A 17,287-nucleotide genomic window follows, 5' to 3' on the forward strand; every position below is an offset into this window, starting at 1 on the left:
GTATTAAAGCGCACTGGAGGGTGTTAAAGACCGTGGGGTAAGTCAATCGCGAGCTATACTGCATGTTCGCAATAAGAGTAAACTTCGACTTATATCCTGCTTAAGAAGAACAATCAGGAAACTCTTCCGAAAGCTTTTTAATCGAATCTCCGGCCAAGGGCGATAGCTCTTTGGTCCTGGGAAATGGACGAGGCTTATAACTGGCCAATTCGATAATGGACGACCAGCGGCATGCGTGCCGAAAAAAGTAAAGGTGCTAAATTGCCGTCTTCTTGCATTTTGATTATTACGACCGATAGAAATTTTGCGCGCACTCTGCAGAGCAATCTGCAAGCGGCCTACGCTGGTATGCAGGTCCTTTTGGCGAATAATCTGATGATGGCCTATAATCAGGCCGAAGCAGGGCAGCCCACGTTTGCTTTTGTCGAAGACGGGTTCACCAAACTTCCAGAATTTGAGATGATGCTGGCCTTGTTCAACGCGCTGGATGTGCGCTGGGTCTCGGTTATGGATGATATGAACTCGGATCCGGCGCGGCGGTCGTCGCCCCTGTTGAATGTTGGCGCAGGTATCTTTGAGCTGACAAAATCGGACAGTCCACGCCAGTTCATTCAATACTATGACATGATGGTCAATGCACCGCGTCGCAACCAACCTGCGTCGCGCAGTGCAGCCCCGGCGCAACGTGTGGCGCCGAAATCTAACAAGATGATCTTGATCGGCTCTTCCACTGGCGGTGTCGAAGCGCTGCGCAAAGTGTTGGGCGGTTTTCCCATCGACTGTCCGCCGACGTTGATTGTTCAGCACACCGGCAAGAACTTTGGACAAGGCCTTGTCTCATTGCTGGATAGAATTTGCCCGGCCAAAGTTGTGTCGGCGCAGGACAATCTGCCGATCGAAGCAGGCTGCGTCTATGTCGCCGCGGGCCAAACCCGCCATTTTGGCATGTCCCAGCGCAAACCGCTGCGCACACGTCAGAAGGACGGGCCGCCGATTTCCGGGCATATGCCCTCTGTTGACGCGCTGTTTACCTCTGCGGTGCCTTTTGCACGGGATGTGGTCGCAACCATCCTGACAGGCATGGGACAAGACGGAGCCAAAGGTCTGTTGGAGCTGCGCAAAGCAGGTGCCAGGACCTTTGCCCAAGATGAACAAAGCTCTGTCGTTTACGGCATGCCCCGGGTGGCGTGGGAAAACGGTGGAGCTGAGAAACAAATCTCGTTGTCGCGCATGGCGACCACGCTTCTTCAAGCCTGCAAGACATAGAATGAATTCGGGAAGGAACCTATCGTGAGCTCTGTTTTTATGAATAAGAAGACCGTTACGGTTCTTCAAGGCGAGTTCCAGCTGACGTCGGACTCCAATATAATTTTGTCGACTGTTCTGGGCTCGTGCATCGCTGCATGTATCTATGATGAAAAAACGGGTGTGGGGGGGATGAACCACTTCCTGTTGGCGCAATCCAATGGTGGTGCGGCCAGTGCCCGTTACGGTGTTCACGCGATGGAGCTGCTGATCAACGGTCTTATGAAAAAAGGAGCCGAGCGGCGTAACCTTCAGGCCAAAGTCTTTGGCGGGGCAAAAATGTCCGTGAACCTGTCTGATATCGGCGCGAAAAACACTGCCTTTATCCAGAGCTTTTTGCGCGATGAAGGGATCCAATGTGTGTCGTCTAGCGTTGGTGGCACCTCAGCGCGACGCGTGCGATTCCATCCGGTGAGCGGCGCGGCGCAGCAAACGCGGGTTCAAAACGACCAGACACTGGAGAATATGGAACGCGCAGTGGCACGGCCAACACCGGCGCCAGCACCAAAACCAGCGGCAGCGACTGGCGACGTTATGTTGTTCTAAGCATAGCTGCCACCGTATGGTCCGGGTCTGTCATGCAGATCGGATCCCAAAAATTCCAGGTCGCACTCTTTGGAGTGCGGCTTTTCTCGTTATTGACTTGCAGCAAGGGATACCGCACCCATTTATGATCCCGTGACCCAGGCCAATTGGTTCGACACAACATGAGCAAACCCGCAAAACCCCATTCCACTTGTGTCGCAGGTTGGATCCATCGCCGCATTGCTATGGCGCTGATGATGCTCAGCCTTTTGTTCGGTGCTCCGGCGGTGGTGTTGGCGGAAACGGTGACGGTCTTTGCAGCCTCTAGCCTGAAACCGGTGTTGGACAGTCTTGCGCCAGACTTTGAAGCGCAGACGGGCCACCAAACCCAGATGAGTTTTGCAAGTTCTGCGCTGATCGCGCGCCAGATTGAACAGGGCGCGCCCGCGGATGTCTTTGTCTCGGCCAACCCGCAGTGGATGACCTATTTGGTGGACAAGGGGCGGGTGCACGATACGCATCGGGTTACTCTGGCGGGCAATCGCCTGGCTTTGATCTCTGCCCGGTCTGAGGATGCCAATCAGAACATCTTGGACATCCTCAATACCATGACGGCGGGCGACAAGATTGCGATGGGGTTGGTGTCCGCCGTACCTGCCGGGCAATATGGCAAGGCGGCTTTGGAACATTTGGGCCTGTGGGATGAGGTTGCGCCATTTGTCGTTCAGATGGACAATGTTCGCGCGGCCCTGAACTTGGTGGCGTTGAATGAGGTGCGGTTGGGGATTGTCTATGCCAGCGATGCGATCAGCACGCCCCACGTGCATCTGGTCGGAACCTTTCCAGCTGAAAGCCATCCGCAGATTGTCTATCCCATGGCGGCGGTTGGCCCTGCGCCGTCAGATGCGACACTGGGATTTTTGGCGTTCATGCAATCTGATATGGCCCGCGCACGGCTGGACCGTTTTGGCTTTTTGCCGATCAAACCATAGGGACAGGTATGGATTTCTGGCTTAGCCCTACCGAGTGGCAGGCGGTGTTCTTGTCCGCCAAGATCGCCATGTGGGCAACACTTGTCATGGCGCCCATTGCGATGGTGACGGCATTTTTGCTGGTACGGAGAGAGTTCCCCGGCAAAGCGGTGCTGAATGGGTTGGCCCATTTGCCGTTGATTCTGCCACCCGTGGTTACGGGCTATGTTCTGCTTTTGCTGTTTGGCACCCAGGGGCCGATTGGCGCAGTGCTTCAGGACTATGGCATTGTTCTGGCGTTTCGCTGGACCGGTGCGGCCTTGGCTGCGGGGGTGATGGCGTTTCCGCTGATGGTGCGGGCATTGCGGTTGTCATTGGAATCGGTTGATGCCCGTCTGGAACAGGCTGCGGCCACATTAGGGGCATCGCCAGCGTGGATCTTTGTGACCGTGACCCTGCCGTTGATGCTGCCGGGCATTTTGACGGGAACCATCCTCGCCTTTGCCAAAGCATTGGGCGAGTTTGGCGCGACGATCACATTTGCCGCCAATATTCCCGGCCAGACACAGACCATCCCATCCGCGATTTATGCGCTGTTGCAGGTGCCCGGACAGGAGAATGCGGTGGCCCGCTTGGTTCTGATCTCGGTAGTCATTGCGTTGACGGCCCTGTTCCTGTCCGAAGCCTTGGCCCATCGCGCCCGAAAAAAGCTGGAGGGCAAGTGATGCTGACGGTGGCCGCCCGCCATGAATTTTCTGGCTTTGAGCTCGATGCGAAATTCTCTTCTGATCATGGAATAACGGTGCTCTTTGGCGCGTCGGGATCCGGGAAATCTACAATTGCCCATGTGGTATCCGGTCTTTTGCGACCGATGGCCGGACATGTGGCGCTGGGGGATCACGTTCTGTTTGATGGCGACACACGGATCTGGGTCCCGCCGCACAGGCGCCGGATCGGTTACATCTTTCAGGACGCGCGGCTGTTTCCTCATTTGACGGTGCGCGCCAATTTGCGGTTTGGGGCCTGGTTCGCGCGCCATCGCCCGTCGGCGGATGAGTTTTCCCGGATTACAGAGATGCTGGGTCTGGGCCCCGTCTTGGACCGTCGACCGGCGCATCTTTCGGGGGGAGAAAAACAGCGGGTCGCGATTGGCCGGGCTTTGTTGAGCAATCCAAGGCTGATTATTGCAGACGAACCGCTGGCCGCATTGGATCAGGCCCGCAAAGCAGAGATCTTGCCCTATTTTGAGCGACTGCGGGATGAGGTCAAAGTTCCGATGCTTTATGTCAGCCATTCCAGCGCTGAGGTGGCGCGTTTGGCGACAACGGTTGTGGCCCTGTCTGATGGCAAAGTCCTGCGACAAGGGGAGCCAAGTGTGATTTTTGGCGATCCTTCGGTTCTGCCACTGGGGCCACGCGGGGCCGGCTCCGTGTTGGACGCACTTGTAAAGGAACAACATCCCGACGGACTGACAGAGCTTGTGGCAGGGGGGCAGCCGTTGTTTGTGCCACAGATCCCACATCCCGTTGGGGGGCAGGTCAGTCTGCGCATCTCGGCTCATGATGTGATTTTGGCGCGCAGCCGGCCGTTGGACATTTCGGCCCTGAACGTTGTGCCATGCACCATCACAAAGATTCGCGCAGGCGATGGCCCCGGTGCGATGGTAGCCCTTCACAGCGCGGCTGGTTCGTTCCTAGCGCGGGTCACCAAACGCAGCATCCAACGGCTGGGCCTGTCGCAAGGGGTGGATTGTTTTGCGATTATCAAATCCGTGGCAATCGCTCCCAAAGACATCAGCTGAATAACGGTGTGCCATTCTGAGTCGGAACGGGCGCTATCAAGCAGCGCCCGTTTAGGTTGCAATGGTCGTTCCCGACGTATTGTACTGCCATCGAGTGCAGAGCGAGAACCCCGCAGCTCGGTCAACGGTCCCACGGGAACATCGCGCTTGCCAGTGTCTTAGGACCAGGCAAACAAATCTGGTGCCAGAACCAGGTGGCGATCCAGGAAGTTCTCCATATGGACAACCACGGAATCCGCGTCACATAGGACAACTGCCATCTGGCCGGGGCCTTCGCGCCGTGGCACCGGGCTGACATAATGCCCGCGTGTTTCGGGGACGGGCCCGGATTGGGAGGTCAGCATCGGCTCGATCGCGTAGTGACCGCCGCCAAAGGTGCAAAACGGCACGCCTTTGTAAAAGCCCGATGTAGACATATGCACATGGCCTGAAATCACCTGACGGACATTGCCATGGGTCAGAACAACCTCGGCAAACGCGGCGTTGTTTTCCAGAATGATAAAATCAGTCTGTACGGAAAACGGCGCGATATTGTGGTGCAGGACGATCACAACCGGCGTGTCCGGCACTTCGCCCAGACGCGCGGACAACCAGTCCAGCTGTGCCTGGCTGAAGCGACCGCCGCCAAACAGCTCGGGGTCGTAGCTGTCCAGTACAATGGTCCGATAGCCACCGGCATCAATCACATGGTCGATACAGCCCGTTTCGGAGTTCGCCATACCCTCGAAGTGTTCCAGGAACGTCGCGCGGTTGTCGTGGTTGCCCAGCGTCAAAAAGGACTTGGGCTCAAGTGCGGCAATTGCGGTTTTGAACCGCGTATAGGCTGCGGCCTCGCCGTGATCCGCAAGGTCACCTGCAAACACCACAAATTCGGCATCGCCATGTGTCTTGTTCACATAGGCCACCGCCTGCTCCAGCCGGTCATAGGTATCCAACCCGTGGCTCAGCTGGCCTTCGGGCACAAGGTGAATGTCGGCAAGGACAACAAATTTAAGCATTAGCCTTTAACTCCGGTCATAGTGATGCCGCGAATAAACAGGCGGCGGGCAAATAGGAATGCGATGACCATAGGCGCGGTCACAACAGTTGCCGAGGCGTAAGTGCGCCCATAGTCCGTGTCGAATGCGGATTGATACTGCATCATCGACAGGGTGGCCGTCATCTTGTCCTGGCTTTGCACCACAATCAGCGGCCAGTAGAGGTCGTTCCAATGAGCCACAAAGCTAAAGACGCTGAAGGCCGCCATGGCAGGCACGGCCGAGGGCAGGATCAGGCGCAGGATAATCTCGATCTCGGAGAACCCATCCACGCGGGCGGCCTGGATAATGCTGTCTGGAAAGCCGCGGAAGAACTGTCGGAACAAAAAGATCGCAAAGACCGAGACGATGAACGGGAACATCATCGCAAAATACGTGTCCAGCAAGCCAACCTTGACCAGCCCGATATAAAGCGGGATCGAGGTTACGTTGATCGGGATGGTGATCGCCGCAATCACGGTGCCAAACAGGATGGTGGAGCCTTTGAATTTCAGTTTCGCCAATGCATAGGCCGCCGGGATTGCTGTCAGCAGTTGGATCACCAGGATGCCGATGCAGACAATCAGCGAGTTCATCAAGAAGATCAGATAGGGCTGTTCAAAGATGACCGCATAGTAATTCTCCCAGCCTTTGAAGGTCTTGGGAATAATGGTGAAATCGCTGTCATAGACTTCGTCCGTGGGCTTTAGGCTGGACGAAATCATCCAGATGAAGGGAAACACCATAACCCAAGCGCCCAGAAACAGCAGGAGGGTTCCCAACAGCCCGCGCAGGCTTTTGGGGCGGATACGGTCAGACCAATGCGGGGTGGGAGCAGCGAGATCAGCCATCAGTAATGCACATTCCGGTCGGTGAACAGCGCCTGGATCAGCGCAAAGATGAAGATGATGACAAGGAAGAACAGCGACAGCGCGGCAGAATAGCCCATGTTGAAATATTCAAACCCTTCCAGAAACGCGAGGTACAGGAAGACTTCGGACGCCCGATCTGGTCCGCCCTGGGTCAGGATGGCCACTGTGTCAAACAGCTTGAACGCGGTGATTGAACTGGTCACCGCAACAAACATCGCGGTGGGGCCCAGCATCGGCCAGGTCACACGAAAGAACTTGTCGATGGGATGATCGGCCCCATCCATCGCCGCCGCCTCATAAAGGTTCTGTGGAATGGCCGTCAGCCCCGCCAGAAACAGCACCATATTAAAGCCAATGATGCTCCAGAGAGAGATAATCGCCAGCGAATACAGCACCACATTTTCATTGCCGAACCAATTGACGCCGGGGATGCCAAAGGTCTCTAACGTACCGTTGATTACGCCCTGACCACTGTCCATCAACGCAGCCCAAACCAGCGCCATCGCCGCCAGGGTGGAGGTAACAGGCAAGAAATACAGTACCTCAAGAAGGGAGCGGAACTGTTTCTGCTCCTGAATGGCGATGGCCAGTACCAAGCTGATAATAAAGGCCCCCGGCAGGAACAGCAGCGCGTAAAAGAACGTATTGCCAAGCGCATTGGCAAAGGCTTCGTCCTCAAACATCTTGCGGTAATTCTCGATCCCCACAAATTCATAATAGTCACTGACCAGCGTGTAATCCGTCAGGCTCGCCGCAAAGACAAAGAGGATCGGGATGATGTAGATCGCCAGGATCAGAACCGTTGCCGGCAGCACCAGCCAATAGGCCAGTCGGGTTTGCGCGCATTGCAGGGTTGACGAGGTCATTACGCCACCTCAGCCGCGATCTGGGCGCGCGCCTCCAAACGCTGCCCTTGCGCGTCAAAGAACAACAGCTGCTGTGGGTTCAACATCACCTGAAGCGATTGCGCCCGCGTTAGGTCGTCTGATGCGCCATAGGCATCGCTTTTCTGCGCCCTCACACGGATCAACGCATCGGGCGCATGGTCAAAGGCGCCATGGATCAACACTTCGGGGCCCAGATCCTCGATCATGCGCTTGCGCAGCGTCAGCTTTGGCAAATGGGCGGACGGGCCTGGGTTGATCAGCCCCGGCGCATCGGCAACGGACAAGGTTTCGGGCCGGATGCCAATTTGCACAGGCCCTTGGCCCGTGACCGACACAGGCAGCAAGGCCTGTCCAAGCCGCACGCCGTTGTCTTCACGTTCACCGGCCGCGATGTTGATTTCCGGGCTTCCGATGAACCGTGCAACATCCAGGCTGGCGGGATCAGAATACAGCGCATTGGGCGCGCCCACCTGCAGCAGATGCCCGGCTTGCAACAGCGCGACGCGATTGGACATGGTCATCGCTTCGACCTGATCATGGGTCACATAGACAAATGTCAGACCCGAACTTGCGTGGAGCTCGGTAATCTCAGTCCGAACCTGCACCCGCAATTTGGCGTCCAGGTTCGACAGCGGTTCATCCATCAGGAAAACCTGCGGATTGCGCACCAAAGCGCGGCCCAAAGCAACCCGTTGACGCTGACCACCGGATAGCTGTGCGGGTTTGCGATCCAGCAGGTGATCGATGCGCAGCTGGCGCGCGACCTTTTCCACCTCGCCCCGGATCTCGGGCTGGGTTCTGCGCCCCACGGGGATGACAGAGCGCATCCCCGGCAAACGCGCATAAAGCGGCAGGCGCGCCATCACCAGCGGCATTGCCATGTTTTCCCCGACACTCATATGCGGGTAAAGCGCGTAGTCCTGAAACACCATCGCGATATTGCGATCCTTGGGGGCACTGTCGCGCACCGATACGCCGTCAATCAAAATGTCGCCGCTGTCCGGGCTTTCCAACCCAGCGATGATCCGCAACAGGGTCGATTTCCCACAGCCGGACTGGCCCACCAGAGAGACAAACTCGCCGTCCGCGACATTCAATGAGATGTCGTGCAATACAGGCGTCTCGCCAAAGGATTTCTTGATATTACTCAGGTCTAGCCGCGCCATAATATGCCTCGGATCATTGAAAAGCCCCGGACCAAAGCGGCCCGGGGCAAAAGGTCAGCGCCTTAGCGCGTCATCAGTTTTTCGGCGATGGCCTTAAGCTCTTCCGCACCTTCTTCTGGTGTGGTTTTGCCTTCCATCACGGCGCGGATGGTCGAAGCCTGCTCGCGCCAGATCTTTTCAGACTGGGTGCCAGGGTAACCAGACCAAGGGCCCGCGCGGTCGTATTGCTTGACCGGCGTCGCATAATAAGGCTCTGCCTCATAAAACGCGCCCATATACTCGGTCTTCAGAACTTGACGGTTGGTTGGCAGGTAACCGGTGATCTCAGCCGTAACCTGTTGACCCCGTGGGCCGGTCACGAATTTGATGTATTCCCAGGCTGCGGCGATCTTTTCAGGATCCTGTGTGGTGATGATGGCCGCGTTGCCACCGGTTGGCAGCTTGCCCTTGGCGTCGTCCCAAACGGTGAACGGATGCGAGCGCAGGTCGAACTGCTCACCCACACGTTCCGCCATATTGCGGGCACCCGCAGGGGACAGACCCCACAGACCCATGCGACCTTCGGTGAAGGCAGCAAACTGAGTCTCACGATCCAGATCGGTGCGCAGGCCGCCTTCGTCGTGCAGACGCTTGGCCATCTTCATGGCTTCAACCGCATGGCCGTCCTCGTGGAATGCAACCTCTTGGCCGTCCTCGGACATCATACGACCGCCCTGTTGCAAGATCAGTGTCTGAAAGCCCCAGTCGTCGCCGTTGATCAGCCACATGAACATCGGCAGGATATTATCCCCCAGACCATCGATTTTCTGGGCTGCGTCAATCAGACCATCCCAGTCGGACGGGAATTTGTCGGGGTCCAGACCGGCTTGGCGGAACAGATCCGCGTTGTAATACCACTGGATCACAGAGGCGTTGAACGGCATGCCGTATTGGACGCCATCAATGTTGCCCAGATCCAGCATCGCGCCAGAATAGTTTTCTTCGATCCAACCTTCACCTTCGGCTTCCATCAACGGGCCCATGTCAACGATCTGGCCACGTTCAGCCAGCGCGCGCGCCAAAGAGGGCAGCTGGTTATAAGCCTGAAACGCGCAGTCCGGCAGGGTGTTTGTGGCAGAGCCGCGGAACAGCTTCAGGTGGGTGTCGCCATAGTTTTTGGCCGGGGCCGCATACTGGACTTCGATCTCGTCCTGCATGGCGTTAAATTCTTTCATCAGCGGCTCGTGCTGACGGGTCAGGTGACCGGCGTTGGTGAGGCAGGTGATTGTTACCTTGGCATGGGCCGCAGTGGTCGCGAGCGCCAACGCCATCGCGGAAGCGAGAGTAAAGCGAAACATCAGTTTCTCCATCAAATCATAGATCAAGCAAGTGTTCTGCCTGCGGCCGCTGGGCTGTACGTGGGCACTTGATCAATCTTGTGTGAAACAACTTTGACAGATCCGCGGTGGTCCAACGGGGTCACAATTTCTTCACGCCAAGTCGCGGATTTGGTGCGGCTGAATCTCAAGGCGTACGGTATCTGTGCGCACCACCGCCTCGGTCACTTCGATTGGGTTGCCGCTGTCATCCACATTCTTGCCCAACAGGCTCAGCACCGGTTGTGACGGCGGAATGTCCAACGCCAGCGCTTCATAAGCGGTGGATTTGCGCACCTCAATCAACGTCGAGGCCCGATAGTAATCTTCAATTCCACTACGGGAAAAGGCCTCTGGCACAGAAGGGTCCGGGCGCGTTGCCTCTTGCAGAATATCCGGCACGCGTTGCGCATTAAAGAAATGTCGCCCCAAGGCGGTTGGAACGCCATCCACCTCATGCATGAACTCGGCAAAGGGCACACGGTCCTGAAACGACAAGCCCAACATCCCCGCCACAACCGGCGGCAAGACCCGATGCGTTTGTGTTTTGAGCGCGCGGATCTCAACAGCATGCCCCTGTTCCCGCAGACATGTGGCCAGCCGTGTTTTATGACCGATCTGATACAAAACCGGGCGCGACATCACGGTGGCGCCACGCCCTTGCACGGTTGAGATCATCCCATCATCGGCCAGTGCTTTCAGCGCGCGGCGCACCGCATGCCTTGAGCTTTTGTAGCTGCGGCACAATTCACATTGCGTGGGAAGTCTGGATCCTGCTTGGAAATGGGAAAGGCGAATTTCTTCTCGCAGCGCATTGTATATGTCACGCCAGTCCTGTGCTGCATCCATCGCCTTTTCTCCTGCAAGACGGTTTAGCGAGCTTATGTAACAGCTTTCGCATGGCTTCGGCCCCTGTGAAAGGCGAATTACCTCGCGACAAGGCGAATTACCTCGCGACAAAGGCAAGCACAAACAGCGCCAGACCGATGGTTTGTGCCACGATCATGCCAACGGATACCTTCCCAACCGAGCGCAGTTCCCGGATCGATGTCTTCATCCCAACGGCCGCCACTGCGGTGACCAGCGCTGCACGGGACAGGGTGTCAGCAGGCTTCATCACCACTTCGGGCACCAGATGCATGGAATTCAGCGCGGCAAAGATCAGAAAGGCGATCACAAATCCCGGGATCAATGGCGGGCGTTTTGCGCCTGCCGGCACTTTGCTGCGCAGAGCCAAAGCGCCCAGAAATACGATTGGAGCCAACAGCGTGACGCGAAACAGTTTCACAACAGTGGAGAAATCCCCGGTCTCTGTATCGATGGAGTAACCTGCGCCAACCACCTGGGCGACGTCGTGGATTGTCCCGCCCAGAAACACGCCGGCGTGGCGCGCATCCAGACCAAGGCTTTCGGAGAGGATCGGATAGAAAATCATCGCCACGGTGGACATGATGGTCACCGAAATCACAGTAAAGCTCAGGTTGCGTTCGCTGTCTTTGTCCTTGGGCAGGATCGAAGAGATCGCCAAAGCCGCTGATGCCCCGCAGATGGCAACCGCGCCACCGGTCAGGAAGCCGAACATCCGGTCTTTGCCCAGCATCGGGGCCAAAATGATCGAGAGTGCGATGGTCAGAAGGACGGCGGCAAAGACGACCAAAATGAACTCAAGTCCAAGGACGCCGATCATCTCGACGCTCACCCGCAGCCCCAAAAGGGCAACACCGACGCGCAGCACCACACGGGCGGCAAATTGAATACCTGGACCTGTGCGCTCTTCTTCGGACAGGAACTGGAACGGGATCCCCAACAGGATCGCCATCAGCATCACGGGCGCGCCATAATGGTCCGAAATGAACTGTGCCGCCATGGCGATCATCGCCGCCAGCGCCAGGCCAGGGCCAATCTCATAAGCTTTGGCTTGCAGACCGTTCAAAAAAGAGCGCGGGTTCCGCGCTGTGCCGGGGTGTTCCATTGGGTATTACCTGTCTACAGCAAGGCCGCTTGGCACGGTCTTGGGGATTTCGGAGGCTTGGGCCTTGGCCTTGGCACCGGTCAGACTGTGCAGGAACGCAACCAGATCGGTCACTTCTGCATCTGTGCGCGGCGCAAGGTATATGTCACGGGCTGCCGCTTGGCGCGCCATTTCACGCCTGTCCTGTTGGATCACAAAGTCGATCTCGCGCAGCCACGGCACATCTGGCAGACGCAGCATCCGCGGCGACCACGCAGCGCGAGACGCAACCGGGTCAAGGTGATGGCGGATCATCAAATCCAACGTCGGAAATGCTCCATTATGTCCAAAAGGGGCGGTGAGGGCGACGTTGCGCAGCATAGGCGTGCGGAAGCGATAGGAATCGACCAAAGCGTCACTTTCGCCAACACGCCCGACATCCCGCGCATAGGGATCGAACTTGCGGGTTCGTCCGGGACCAAAGGCCGGCAGGCCAAGCGCATGGAACCTTTGATCCGTAAACAGCGCGCCTGTGTGACAACCGCTGCACCCGGCCTCCCCAAAGAACAAGGTCGCCCCCCGGATCTGTGCCGCCGTCAATGCGGACCTGTCCCCTGCAAGATAGGCATCAAACGGGCTGTCAAAAGAGGTGAAATCCTGCGCCATAAAATGCGCCAGCGCGTTGGCAATATGGGTGATATTGACGTCGGATGCGATTTCAACCTCATCAAAAGCCGCAACAAACAGATTGCCATAGGCAGGGATCACACGCACCCGTTTCGCCAGAATGGGCCAGGCGGCATCAATTCGGTCGCGGGTTGCCCCGATGATCTCGTTTTCACCCACATTGCCGGCCATCTCAATGCTGGAGGTCATCGGAAACAGGGCCTGCGCCGCAAGGAGAGAGCCCAAGCCCTGCGGCAGCCATTCTTCGGCAGGCGTGTTAAACCCGTTGCCATAGATCGGATCGCGGCTGATCCGACCGTCATGCATGACATGTTTCAGATCATGCGCCCCCACATTCCACAAGGCCGGCGCATTACGTGGAATACGTTTTTGCACCCGGTTTTTGCCCAGAAGGCTTTTGCGATCAAGCCCCAGCCCGTGACCGCCTTCGCCAAGGCCCAAGGACAACCCATCTGACGTGCCGTGCCGCGGATGATGGCAAGTTCCACAGCTGATATTTCTGTTCCCTGACAGTATTTTGTCATAAAATAGCAGCCGACCAAGCTCGGCTTTGGCCGGGTCGGGCGTGAGAAAATCCTGAGGTGTCAGCGCTGGCGGGAGATCTGCAGGAGCGGCGCGCACAAAGGGAGCACTGATGGCAAAATAGGCCGTCAACAGGAGTGAGACAGGATGAGGAAAATTACGGCCCGCACGGGGTTTGGCGCCGCGTTGTTGGCACTGGTTGCCACCGATGGTCTGGCCGAAATTGAAGCGGCGCGTGATTTGATGGAGGCTGGGGAGTTTCAAGCTGCCAAGGATGAACTTTGGCCTGCCGCGCGCTCTGGCAATGCGGACGCCGAGGAGCTGATCGGCGTGATGTATGCCATGGGGCTGGGGGTTGAGCGCGACGACATCCGCGCCTTTGAATGGTATCTGCGCAGCGCGATGAAAGGCCACCCCGGTGCGCAATCCGGCATCGGCTGGTATTACGAAATCGGCCGCGGCATGCCCGCGCCGGATCTGGTGCGGGCCTACATGTGGTATACGCTGTCTGCCATCGGCGGTGACCCCGATGCCGCGATCAGCCTTGAACAGGTGTCGCAGAAGATGACGGCAGAAGAGATCGATAAGGCGCATGTTCTTGTCGAAGATTACAAAGTTTGGATGTACCCGTTCCGGTAACGACGGGGCTGTGTCTTAGGGCAGTTGCAGATCAAACACCATTAAACCATCCGCGCCGCCATTGCACAGGCTGCACAGGCGGGTGCCCAGAACCACATGATCGGGATGTTTGGCATAGGCGTGCAAAGCCGCCACGTTTTCAAAGCGAATAACAAAACCCGCATCATAGGCTGGGGATTTCTGTTCAAAATCCAGATTGGGGCCATGTTCAAACCCAAAAACCCCATCCAATGTGCCGCAGAACTGTTCCAGTTGATGAAGGATTGCGGTGCGGTCCCGCGCGGGCACGTCGTCTTTGAAGTTGCAAAAGACGCAATGCAAGATCATTTCGGCCCTCCATTCTTTTGGTGAGAGGGCACCACCGCGCCCCCTCGGATGACCCTTATGGCCGCGCGATCAGTTCAGATCCGCAGCACGAGCCGCGTTCACTTCTGCTTCTGCCGCTGCAACCGCATCGGTCAGCGCGGTGAAAATCTCTTCGCCGCGACCAACGTTGCCTTTGAACCAATCGTAAACCGGGGCCGCTGCCGCTTTGAAGGCCGCTTTTTGGGCTGGTGTTGGCACATAAAGGTCACCGCCACCGGCAACGAATTCTTCATAGGCTGCGATGGATTTGCGTTTGGGGGATGCAAATGTCGCCTGTTGCAGCGCATAGAAACCATCCACCACAACGCGGCGCATATCTTCTGGCAGGTTCAGGAAATTCTGGTTCGACATCCACCACATCGCACCCATATACGCGTGACCGTCCAGAGTGACATATTGCAAGCCTGCATCCGGGAACTTCATGCCCATAATGTCGGTGATGCCGTTTTTAGAGCCTTCGACAACGCCGGTCTGAAAGGAGGTAAACAGCTCTGGCCATGGGATCGGAGTGGGCGAGGCGCCCAACGCTTTGACCAGCTCTTGCGGCAGATCGGCAACCACGGTGCGGATCTTCAGACCGTCCAGATCCGCAGGCTCCGCAACGCGGCGTTTTGTATTGGCAAAATTGCGCCAGCCGCCGGTATTGCCGATGGTCATCAGACGGATGGTGTCGCCGCTGTCTTCCAAAGCCATCTCACGCATTTTGCGGGTAAAATCGCCGGACAGAACATGTTCGGCAATCCGATCGTCCGCCATCAGATAGGGCAGATCCAGAACCTGCACATAAGGGAACAGGCCAGACGCGCCGCCGGAGGTTGAAATATAGACGTCAATTGACCCGTCCGCAACGCCCTGCAGACATTCCGCACCATTTGAGCACAGCTGGGTGCCGATGAACAGTTCCACTTCAATCGCGCCGTTGGACGCGGCTTCGACGTAGTTTTTGAAAACGACAAGACCATCATAGTCCTCGTCGTTTTCATTGGAGTTTGCTGTCGCCCGGATCGTGTAATCCGCCGCGCTTGCGGTCAGGGCGGTGCCTGCCAAAAGCGCGGACACCGCGACTGTTTTAACCAAAGACTTGAGCATTTGTGTCTCCTCCTATTATGCTCTTCTTCTTGTTTACTAGTTCAAAAACCCGGTAAGCCTCGGAACTGTAAGGGAAATGGCGGGAACAAATGTGATCAGGAAGATCACCGCAATCTCAATCGCCAAAAACGGCAAGATCGCCCGCGCAATGGTTGTGACCCGTTCCTGAGAAACCGAGGCGGCCACAAACAGCACCAGCCCCATCGGCGGGGTCGCCAGACCAACGGTCAGGTTTACACACATGATGATTGCGAAATGCACCGACTCGACCCCGAGATCCGCAAAGACCGGACCCAGGATCGGACCCAGGATGATGATCGCCGGGCCTGCATCCAGAAACATGCCGACAATGAACAGCAGCAGGTTGATCAGAAACAACAGGATCAGCGGGTTCTCGGACAGGGTCAGGATAAAGGACGCCAATTGCTCTGGCGCGTGGCTCAGGCTGACGACGGTTTTGAATGACATCGCAGCCCCCACCAGCAGCAGAACCACCGCAGATGTGATGCCCGCCCGAGTCAGAACATCCGGCAGATCCGACAGTTTCATCGTGCGCAGGACGCCAAAGCCGATCAAAATTGCATAGGCCACGGCAACAGCGGCGGCCTCGGTCGGGGTGAACACCCCCGCCAGAATGCCACCCAGGATCAGCACCGGTGTCTGCAGTGGCACAACCGCACGTTTGCACACCAGGCGGAATTCACGGCTCACCAGGCGCCGCAGACCCAGCATCAGCCCATGGGCCGCCAGAACACTGCCGACAAAGACCAGCCATTTGGTGGTGGCGCTGGCTTCCGTGCCGGTGGGCACCAAGAGCGACAACACCAGACCAAGGTTCAACCGTACCAGGATAAAGGAGACCACCGATTCCGTGACGCCGATTTCGACATTTTCAAACACCACACGTTTGGCTTCGGGCAGTTGATATCGGTTGGCCATGGCGCGCACGGCAACCATCAGACCAACACCCACCAGAACGCCAGGCACGATGCCAGCTAGAAACAGCGCCGCGACGCTTTCTCCCATCACATAGGCATAGATGATCATAATACCCGATGGCGGAATGATCGGCCCAATCACCGAACTGGCAGCGGTGATGGCAGCGGCAAAGCGGCGGGAATAGCCCTCTTTCTCCATCGCGGGGATCAGCATGGAGCCAAGCGCCGAAGTATCGGCAACAGCCGAGCCAGACAGGCCCGCGAACAGGATCGACGACAGGATGTTCACCTGCGCCAGACCACCACGCAGATGGCCCATCAGAGCCTGCGAGAATTCAACCAGGCGCAGGGTGATACCGCCGCGGTTCATCAGCTCACCTGCCAGCATGAAAAACGGGATCGCCATCAATGGGAAACTGTCCATGCCGTTGTACAGATTGCGATAAAGCAGCGTCAGATCGCGTTCCTGACCATTCAGCAGCAATAACGCACCCGGTGCCGCCAGCAGGCTGAAAAACACCGGCAGGCCGATCATCAAAAGCACCAAAAAGACCGGGAGGAACCAAATCAACATTATTCTGCGCCTCCAAGTGTAAACCGTTCCCGTGCGGGCAGGCGGCTGCCTTGCCCAAACAGATGTACAATGCGTTCCAGCATCAACTCGACACAGACCGAGATCAAAAGGATGATGCCAACCAGCAGCGACAGCATCATCCAGCTGCGCGGCACACGGTACCAGTTGTCAAAACCAAAGGATGTGGGCACATAAAGCGAGGCCGTCGCAAAGCGGCCGCCAATACCTGTGACTTCCTTGTAGCCGATCTGAACCGAGACAATCAGAACCATCAGCGCTATGGCCAGCAGCACAAACTGCAACAGATGCGCCGCCACACCGCGCAGCATCGCTTCCAGCACATCAATGGCAACAAACCCACCACGTCGGAGCGCGGTGGGGGCCATCAAACCGGTCATCCACAGCATGCAAAAGCGCGCCGCCTCATCGGGCCAAGGTAACGCATTTCCCAAAACGTAACGAAAGAAAACCTGCACCAGAATTGCAACCACCATGGCGGCAATGGCGACCATTCCGATCCATCGCCCAACCGCCAATAGCCCGCTGTTGAGCGGGCGCAATACGTTCAGGATAGCCAAGATTGGCTTCATATGTTATTTTCCTCCCTTGATCCGCCCCAGCAT

The 17,287-nt window shown here is 57.1% G+C and carries 18 protein-coding genes; 6 read left to right on the forward strand and 12 right to left on the reverse strand.

Translation table 11 applies throughout. The features are described from left to right. The first annotated feature begins 231 nt into the window (after positions 1–231). From GFB49_RS16865 to modC, 5 genes are all read left to right on the forward strand, one after another. Positions 232–1,266 (forward strand): CheB methylesterase domain-containing protein, encoded by a 1,035-nt coding sequence (locus GFB49_RS16865; RefSeq protein ID WP_425505236.1) that lies wholly within the window; start codon positions 232–234, stop codon positions 1,264–1,266. 24 nt (positions 1,267–1,290) lie between these two features. After that, entirely contained in the window at positions 1,291–1,851 is a 561-nt protein-coding gene (locus GFB49_RS16870; protein ID WP_343032617.1) for a chemotaxis protein CheD, read from the forward strand. Between the two features lie 161 nt (positions 1,852–2,012). Then, positions 2,013–2,822: a molybdate ABC transporter substrate-binding protein gene (gene modA, locus GFB49_RS16875; RefSeq protein ID WP_153217110.1), complete on the forward strand. Its 810-nt coding sequence runs from the start codon at positions 2,013–2,015 to the stop codon at positions 2,820–2,822. Positions 2,823–2,830: 8 nt separating this feature from the next. Next, positions 2,831–3,526, forward strand: coding sequence for a molybdate ABC transporter permease subunit (modB, locus tag GFB49_RS16880; RefSeq protein ID WP_153217111.1), 696 nt, complete (start codon positions 2,831–2,833; stop codon positions 3,524–3,526). Continuing rightward, entirely contained in the window at positions 3,526–4,602 is a 1,077-nt protein-coding gene (gene modC, locus GFB49_RS16885; RefSeq protein WP_153217112.1) for a molybdenum ABC transporter ATP-binding protein, read from the forward strand. Before modB ends, modC begins: the two co-directional genes overlap by 1 nt. A gap of 158 nt (positions 4,603–4,760) precedes the next feature. On the opposite strand, the gene GFB49_RS16890 is transcribed toward modC, so the two are convergent. From GFB49_RS16890 to GFB49_RS16925, 8 genes are all read right to left on the reverse strand, one after another. Further along, positions 4,761–5,600 (reverse strand): metallophosphoesterase, encoded by an 840-nt coding sequence (locus GFB49_RS16890; protein WP_153217113.1) that lies wholly within the window; start codon positions 5,598–5,600, stop codon positions 4,761–4,763. Then, complete coding sequence (locus tag GFB49_RS16895; RefSeq protein WP_153217114.1) at positions 5,600–6,469, reverse strand: carbohydrate ABC transporter permease; 870 nt, start codon at positions 6,467–6,469, stop codon at positions 5,600–5,602. Before GFB49_RS16895 ends, GFB49_RS16890 begins: the two co-directional genes overlap by 1 nt. Further along, a complete protein-coding gene (locus GFB49_RS16900; protein WP_214644977.1) occupies positions 6,469–7,356 on the reverse strand; it encodes a carbohydrate ABC transporter permease in 888 nt (295 codons plus the stop codon). Before GFB49_RS16900 ends, GFB49_RS16895 begins: the two co-directional genes overlap by 1 nt. Further along, positions 7,356–8,543 (reverse strand): ABC transporter ATP-binding protein, encoded by a 1,188-nt coding sequence (locus tag GFB49_RS16905; protein WP_153217115.1) that lies wholly within the window; start codon positions 8,541–8,543, stop codon positions 7,356–7,358. The genes GFB49_RS16900 and GFB49_RS16905 overlap by 1 nt, the downstream gene beginning before the upstream one ends. Before the next feature lie 62 nt (positions 8,544–8,605). After that, positions 8,606–9,880: an ABC transporter substrate-binding protein gene (locus GFB49_RS16910; protein WP_194269377.1), complete on the reverse strand. Its 1,275-nt coding sequence runs from the start codon at positions 9,878–9,880 to the stop codon at positions 8,606–8,608. Between the two features lie 132 nt (positions 9,881–10,012). Beyond that, entirely contained in the window at positions 10,013–10,747 is a 735-nt protein-coding gene (locus tag GFB49_RS16915) for a GntR family transcriptional regulator (protein ID WP_153217117.1), read from the reverse strand. A 97-nt stretch (positions 10,748–10,844) separates the two neighbouring features. After that, positions 10,845–11,870, reverse strand: coding sequence for a YeiH family protein (locus tag GFB49_RS16920; protein WP_153217118.1), 1,026 nt, complete (start codon positions 11,868–11,870; stop codon positions 10,845–10,847). 6 nt (positions 11,871–11,876) lie between these two features. Beyond that, positions 11,877–13,157, reverse strand: a complete 1,281-nt coding sequence (locus GFB49_RS16925) for a cytochrome-c peroxidase (protein ID WP_343032618.1) — start codon at positions 13,155–13,157, stop codon at positions 11,877–11,879. A 48-nt stretch (positions 13,158–13,205) separates the two neighbouring features. On the opposite strand from GFB49_RS16925, the gene GFB49_RS16930 reads away from it, so the two are divergent. After that, positions 13,206–13,697, forward strand: coding sequence for a tetratricopeptide repeat protein (locus GFB49_RS16930; RefSeq protein WP_153217119.1), 492 nt, complete (start codon positions 13,206–13,208; stop codon positions 13,695–13,697). Positions 13,698–13,712: 15 nt separating this feature from the next. Here the strand turns inward: GFB49_RS16930 and GFB49_RS16935 are convergent, their stop codons facing one another. The 4 genes from GFB49_RS16935 to GFB49_RS16950 form a co-directional block, all read right to left on the reverse strand. Further along, positions 13,713–14,024, reverse strand: a complete 312-nt coding sequence (locus tag GFB49_RS16935; RefSeq protein WP_153217120.1) for a Dabb family protein — start codon at positions 14,022–14,024, stop codon at positions 13,713–13,715. 69 nt (positions 14,025–14,093) lie between these two features. After that, a complete protein-coding gene (locus GFB49_RS16940) occupies positions 14,094–15,152 on the reverse strand; it encodes a TRAP transporter substrate-binding protein (RefSeq protein ID WP_153217121.1) in 1,059 nt (352 codons plus the stop codon). Between the two features lie 36 nt (positions 15,153–15,188). Next, a complete protein-coding gene (locus GFB49_RS16945) occupies positions 15,189–16,664 on the reverse strand; it encodes a TRAP transporter large permease (protein WP_153217122.1) in 1,476 nt (491 codons plus the stop codon). Continuing rightward, positions 16,664–17,254: a TRAP transporter small permease gene (locus GFB49_RS16950; RefSeq protein ID WP_153217123.1), complete on the reverse strand. Its 591-nt coding sequence runs from the start codon at positions 17,252–17,254 to the stop codon at positions 16,664–16,666. Before GFB49_RS16950 ends, GFB49_RS16945 begins: the two co-directional genes overlap by 1 nt. Between the last annotated feature and the right edge of the window lie 33 nt (positions 17,255–17,287).

This window comes from Tritonibacter litoralis (genome assembly GCF_009496005.1).
In the GTDB taxonomy this organism is placed as follows: domain Bacteria; phylum Pseudomonadota; class Alphaproteobacteria; order Rhodobacterales; family Rhodobacteraceae; genus Epibacterium; species Epibacterium litoralis.

Excerpts from the sequence above, each read along its gene's own strand:
- GFB49_RS16865 (WP_425505236.1), top strand. The coding sequence starts at position 232 with ATGCGTGCCGAAAAAAGTAAAGGTGCTAAATTGCCGTCTTCTTGCATT.
- modA (WP_153217110.1), top strand. The coding sequence starts at position 2,013 with ATGAGCAAACCCGCAAAACCCCATTCCACTTGTGTCGCAGGTTGGATC.
- modB (WP_153217111.1), top strand. The coding sequence starts at position 2,831 with ATGGATTTCTGGCTTAGCCCTACCGAGTGGCAGGCGGTGTTCTTGTCC.
- modC (WP_153217112.1), top strand. The coding sequence starts at position 3,526 with ATGCTGACGGTGGCCGCCCGCCATGAATTTTCTGGCTTTGAGCTCGAT.
- GFB49_RS16890 (WP_153217113.1), bottom strand. The coding sequence starts at position 5,600 with ATGCTTAAATTTGTTGTCCTTGCCGACATTCACCTTGTGCCCGAAGGC.
- GFB49_RS16895 (WP_153217114.1), bottom strand. The coding sequence starts at position 6,469 with ATGGCTGATCTCGCTGCTCCCACCCCGCATTGGTCTGACCGTATCCGC.
- GFB49_RS16900 (WP_214644977.1), bottom strand. The coding sequence starts at position 7,356 with ATGACCTCGTCAACCCTGCAATGCGCGCAAACCCGACTGGCCTATTGG.
- GFB49_RS16905 (WP_153217115.1), bottom strand. The coding sequence starts at position 8,543 with ATGGCGCGGCTAGACCTGAGTAATATCAAGAAATCCTTTGGCGAGACG.
- GFB49_RS16910 (WP_194269377.1), bottom strand. The coding sequence starts at position 9,880 with ATGTTTCGCTTTACTCTCGCTTCCGCGATGGCGTTGGCGCTCGCGACC.
- GFB49_RS16915 (WP_153217117.1), bottom strand. The coding sequence starts at position 10,747 with ATGGATGCAGCACAGGACTGGCGTGACATATACAATGCGCTGCGAGAA.
- GFB49_RS16920 (WP_153217118.1), bottom strand. The coding sequence starts at position 11,870 with ATGGAACACCCCGGCACAGCGCGGAACCCGCGCTCTTTTTTGAACGGT.
- GFB49_RS16930 (WP_153217119.1), top strand. The coding sequence starts at position 13,206 with ATGAGGAAAATTACGGCCCGCACGGGGTTTGGCGCCGCGTTGTTGGCA.
- GFB49_RS16935 (WP_153217120.1), bottom strand. The coding sequence starts at position 14,024 with ATGATCTTGCATTGCGTCTTTTGCAACTTCAAAGACGACGTGCCCGCG.
- GFB49_RS16940 (WP_153217121.1), bottom strand. The coding sequence starts at position 15,152 with ATGCTCAAGTCTTTGGTTAAAACAGTCGCGGTGTCCGCGCTTTTGGCA.
- GFB49_RS16945 (WP_153217122.1), bottom strand. The coding sequence starts at position 16,664 with ATGTTGATTTGGTTCCTCCCGGTCTTTTTGGTGCTTTTGATGATCGGC.
- GFB49_RS16950 (WP_153217123.1), bottom strand. The coding sequence starts at position 17,254 with ATGAAGCCAATCTTGGCTATCCTGAACGTATTGCGCCCGCTCAACAGC.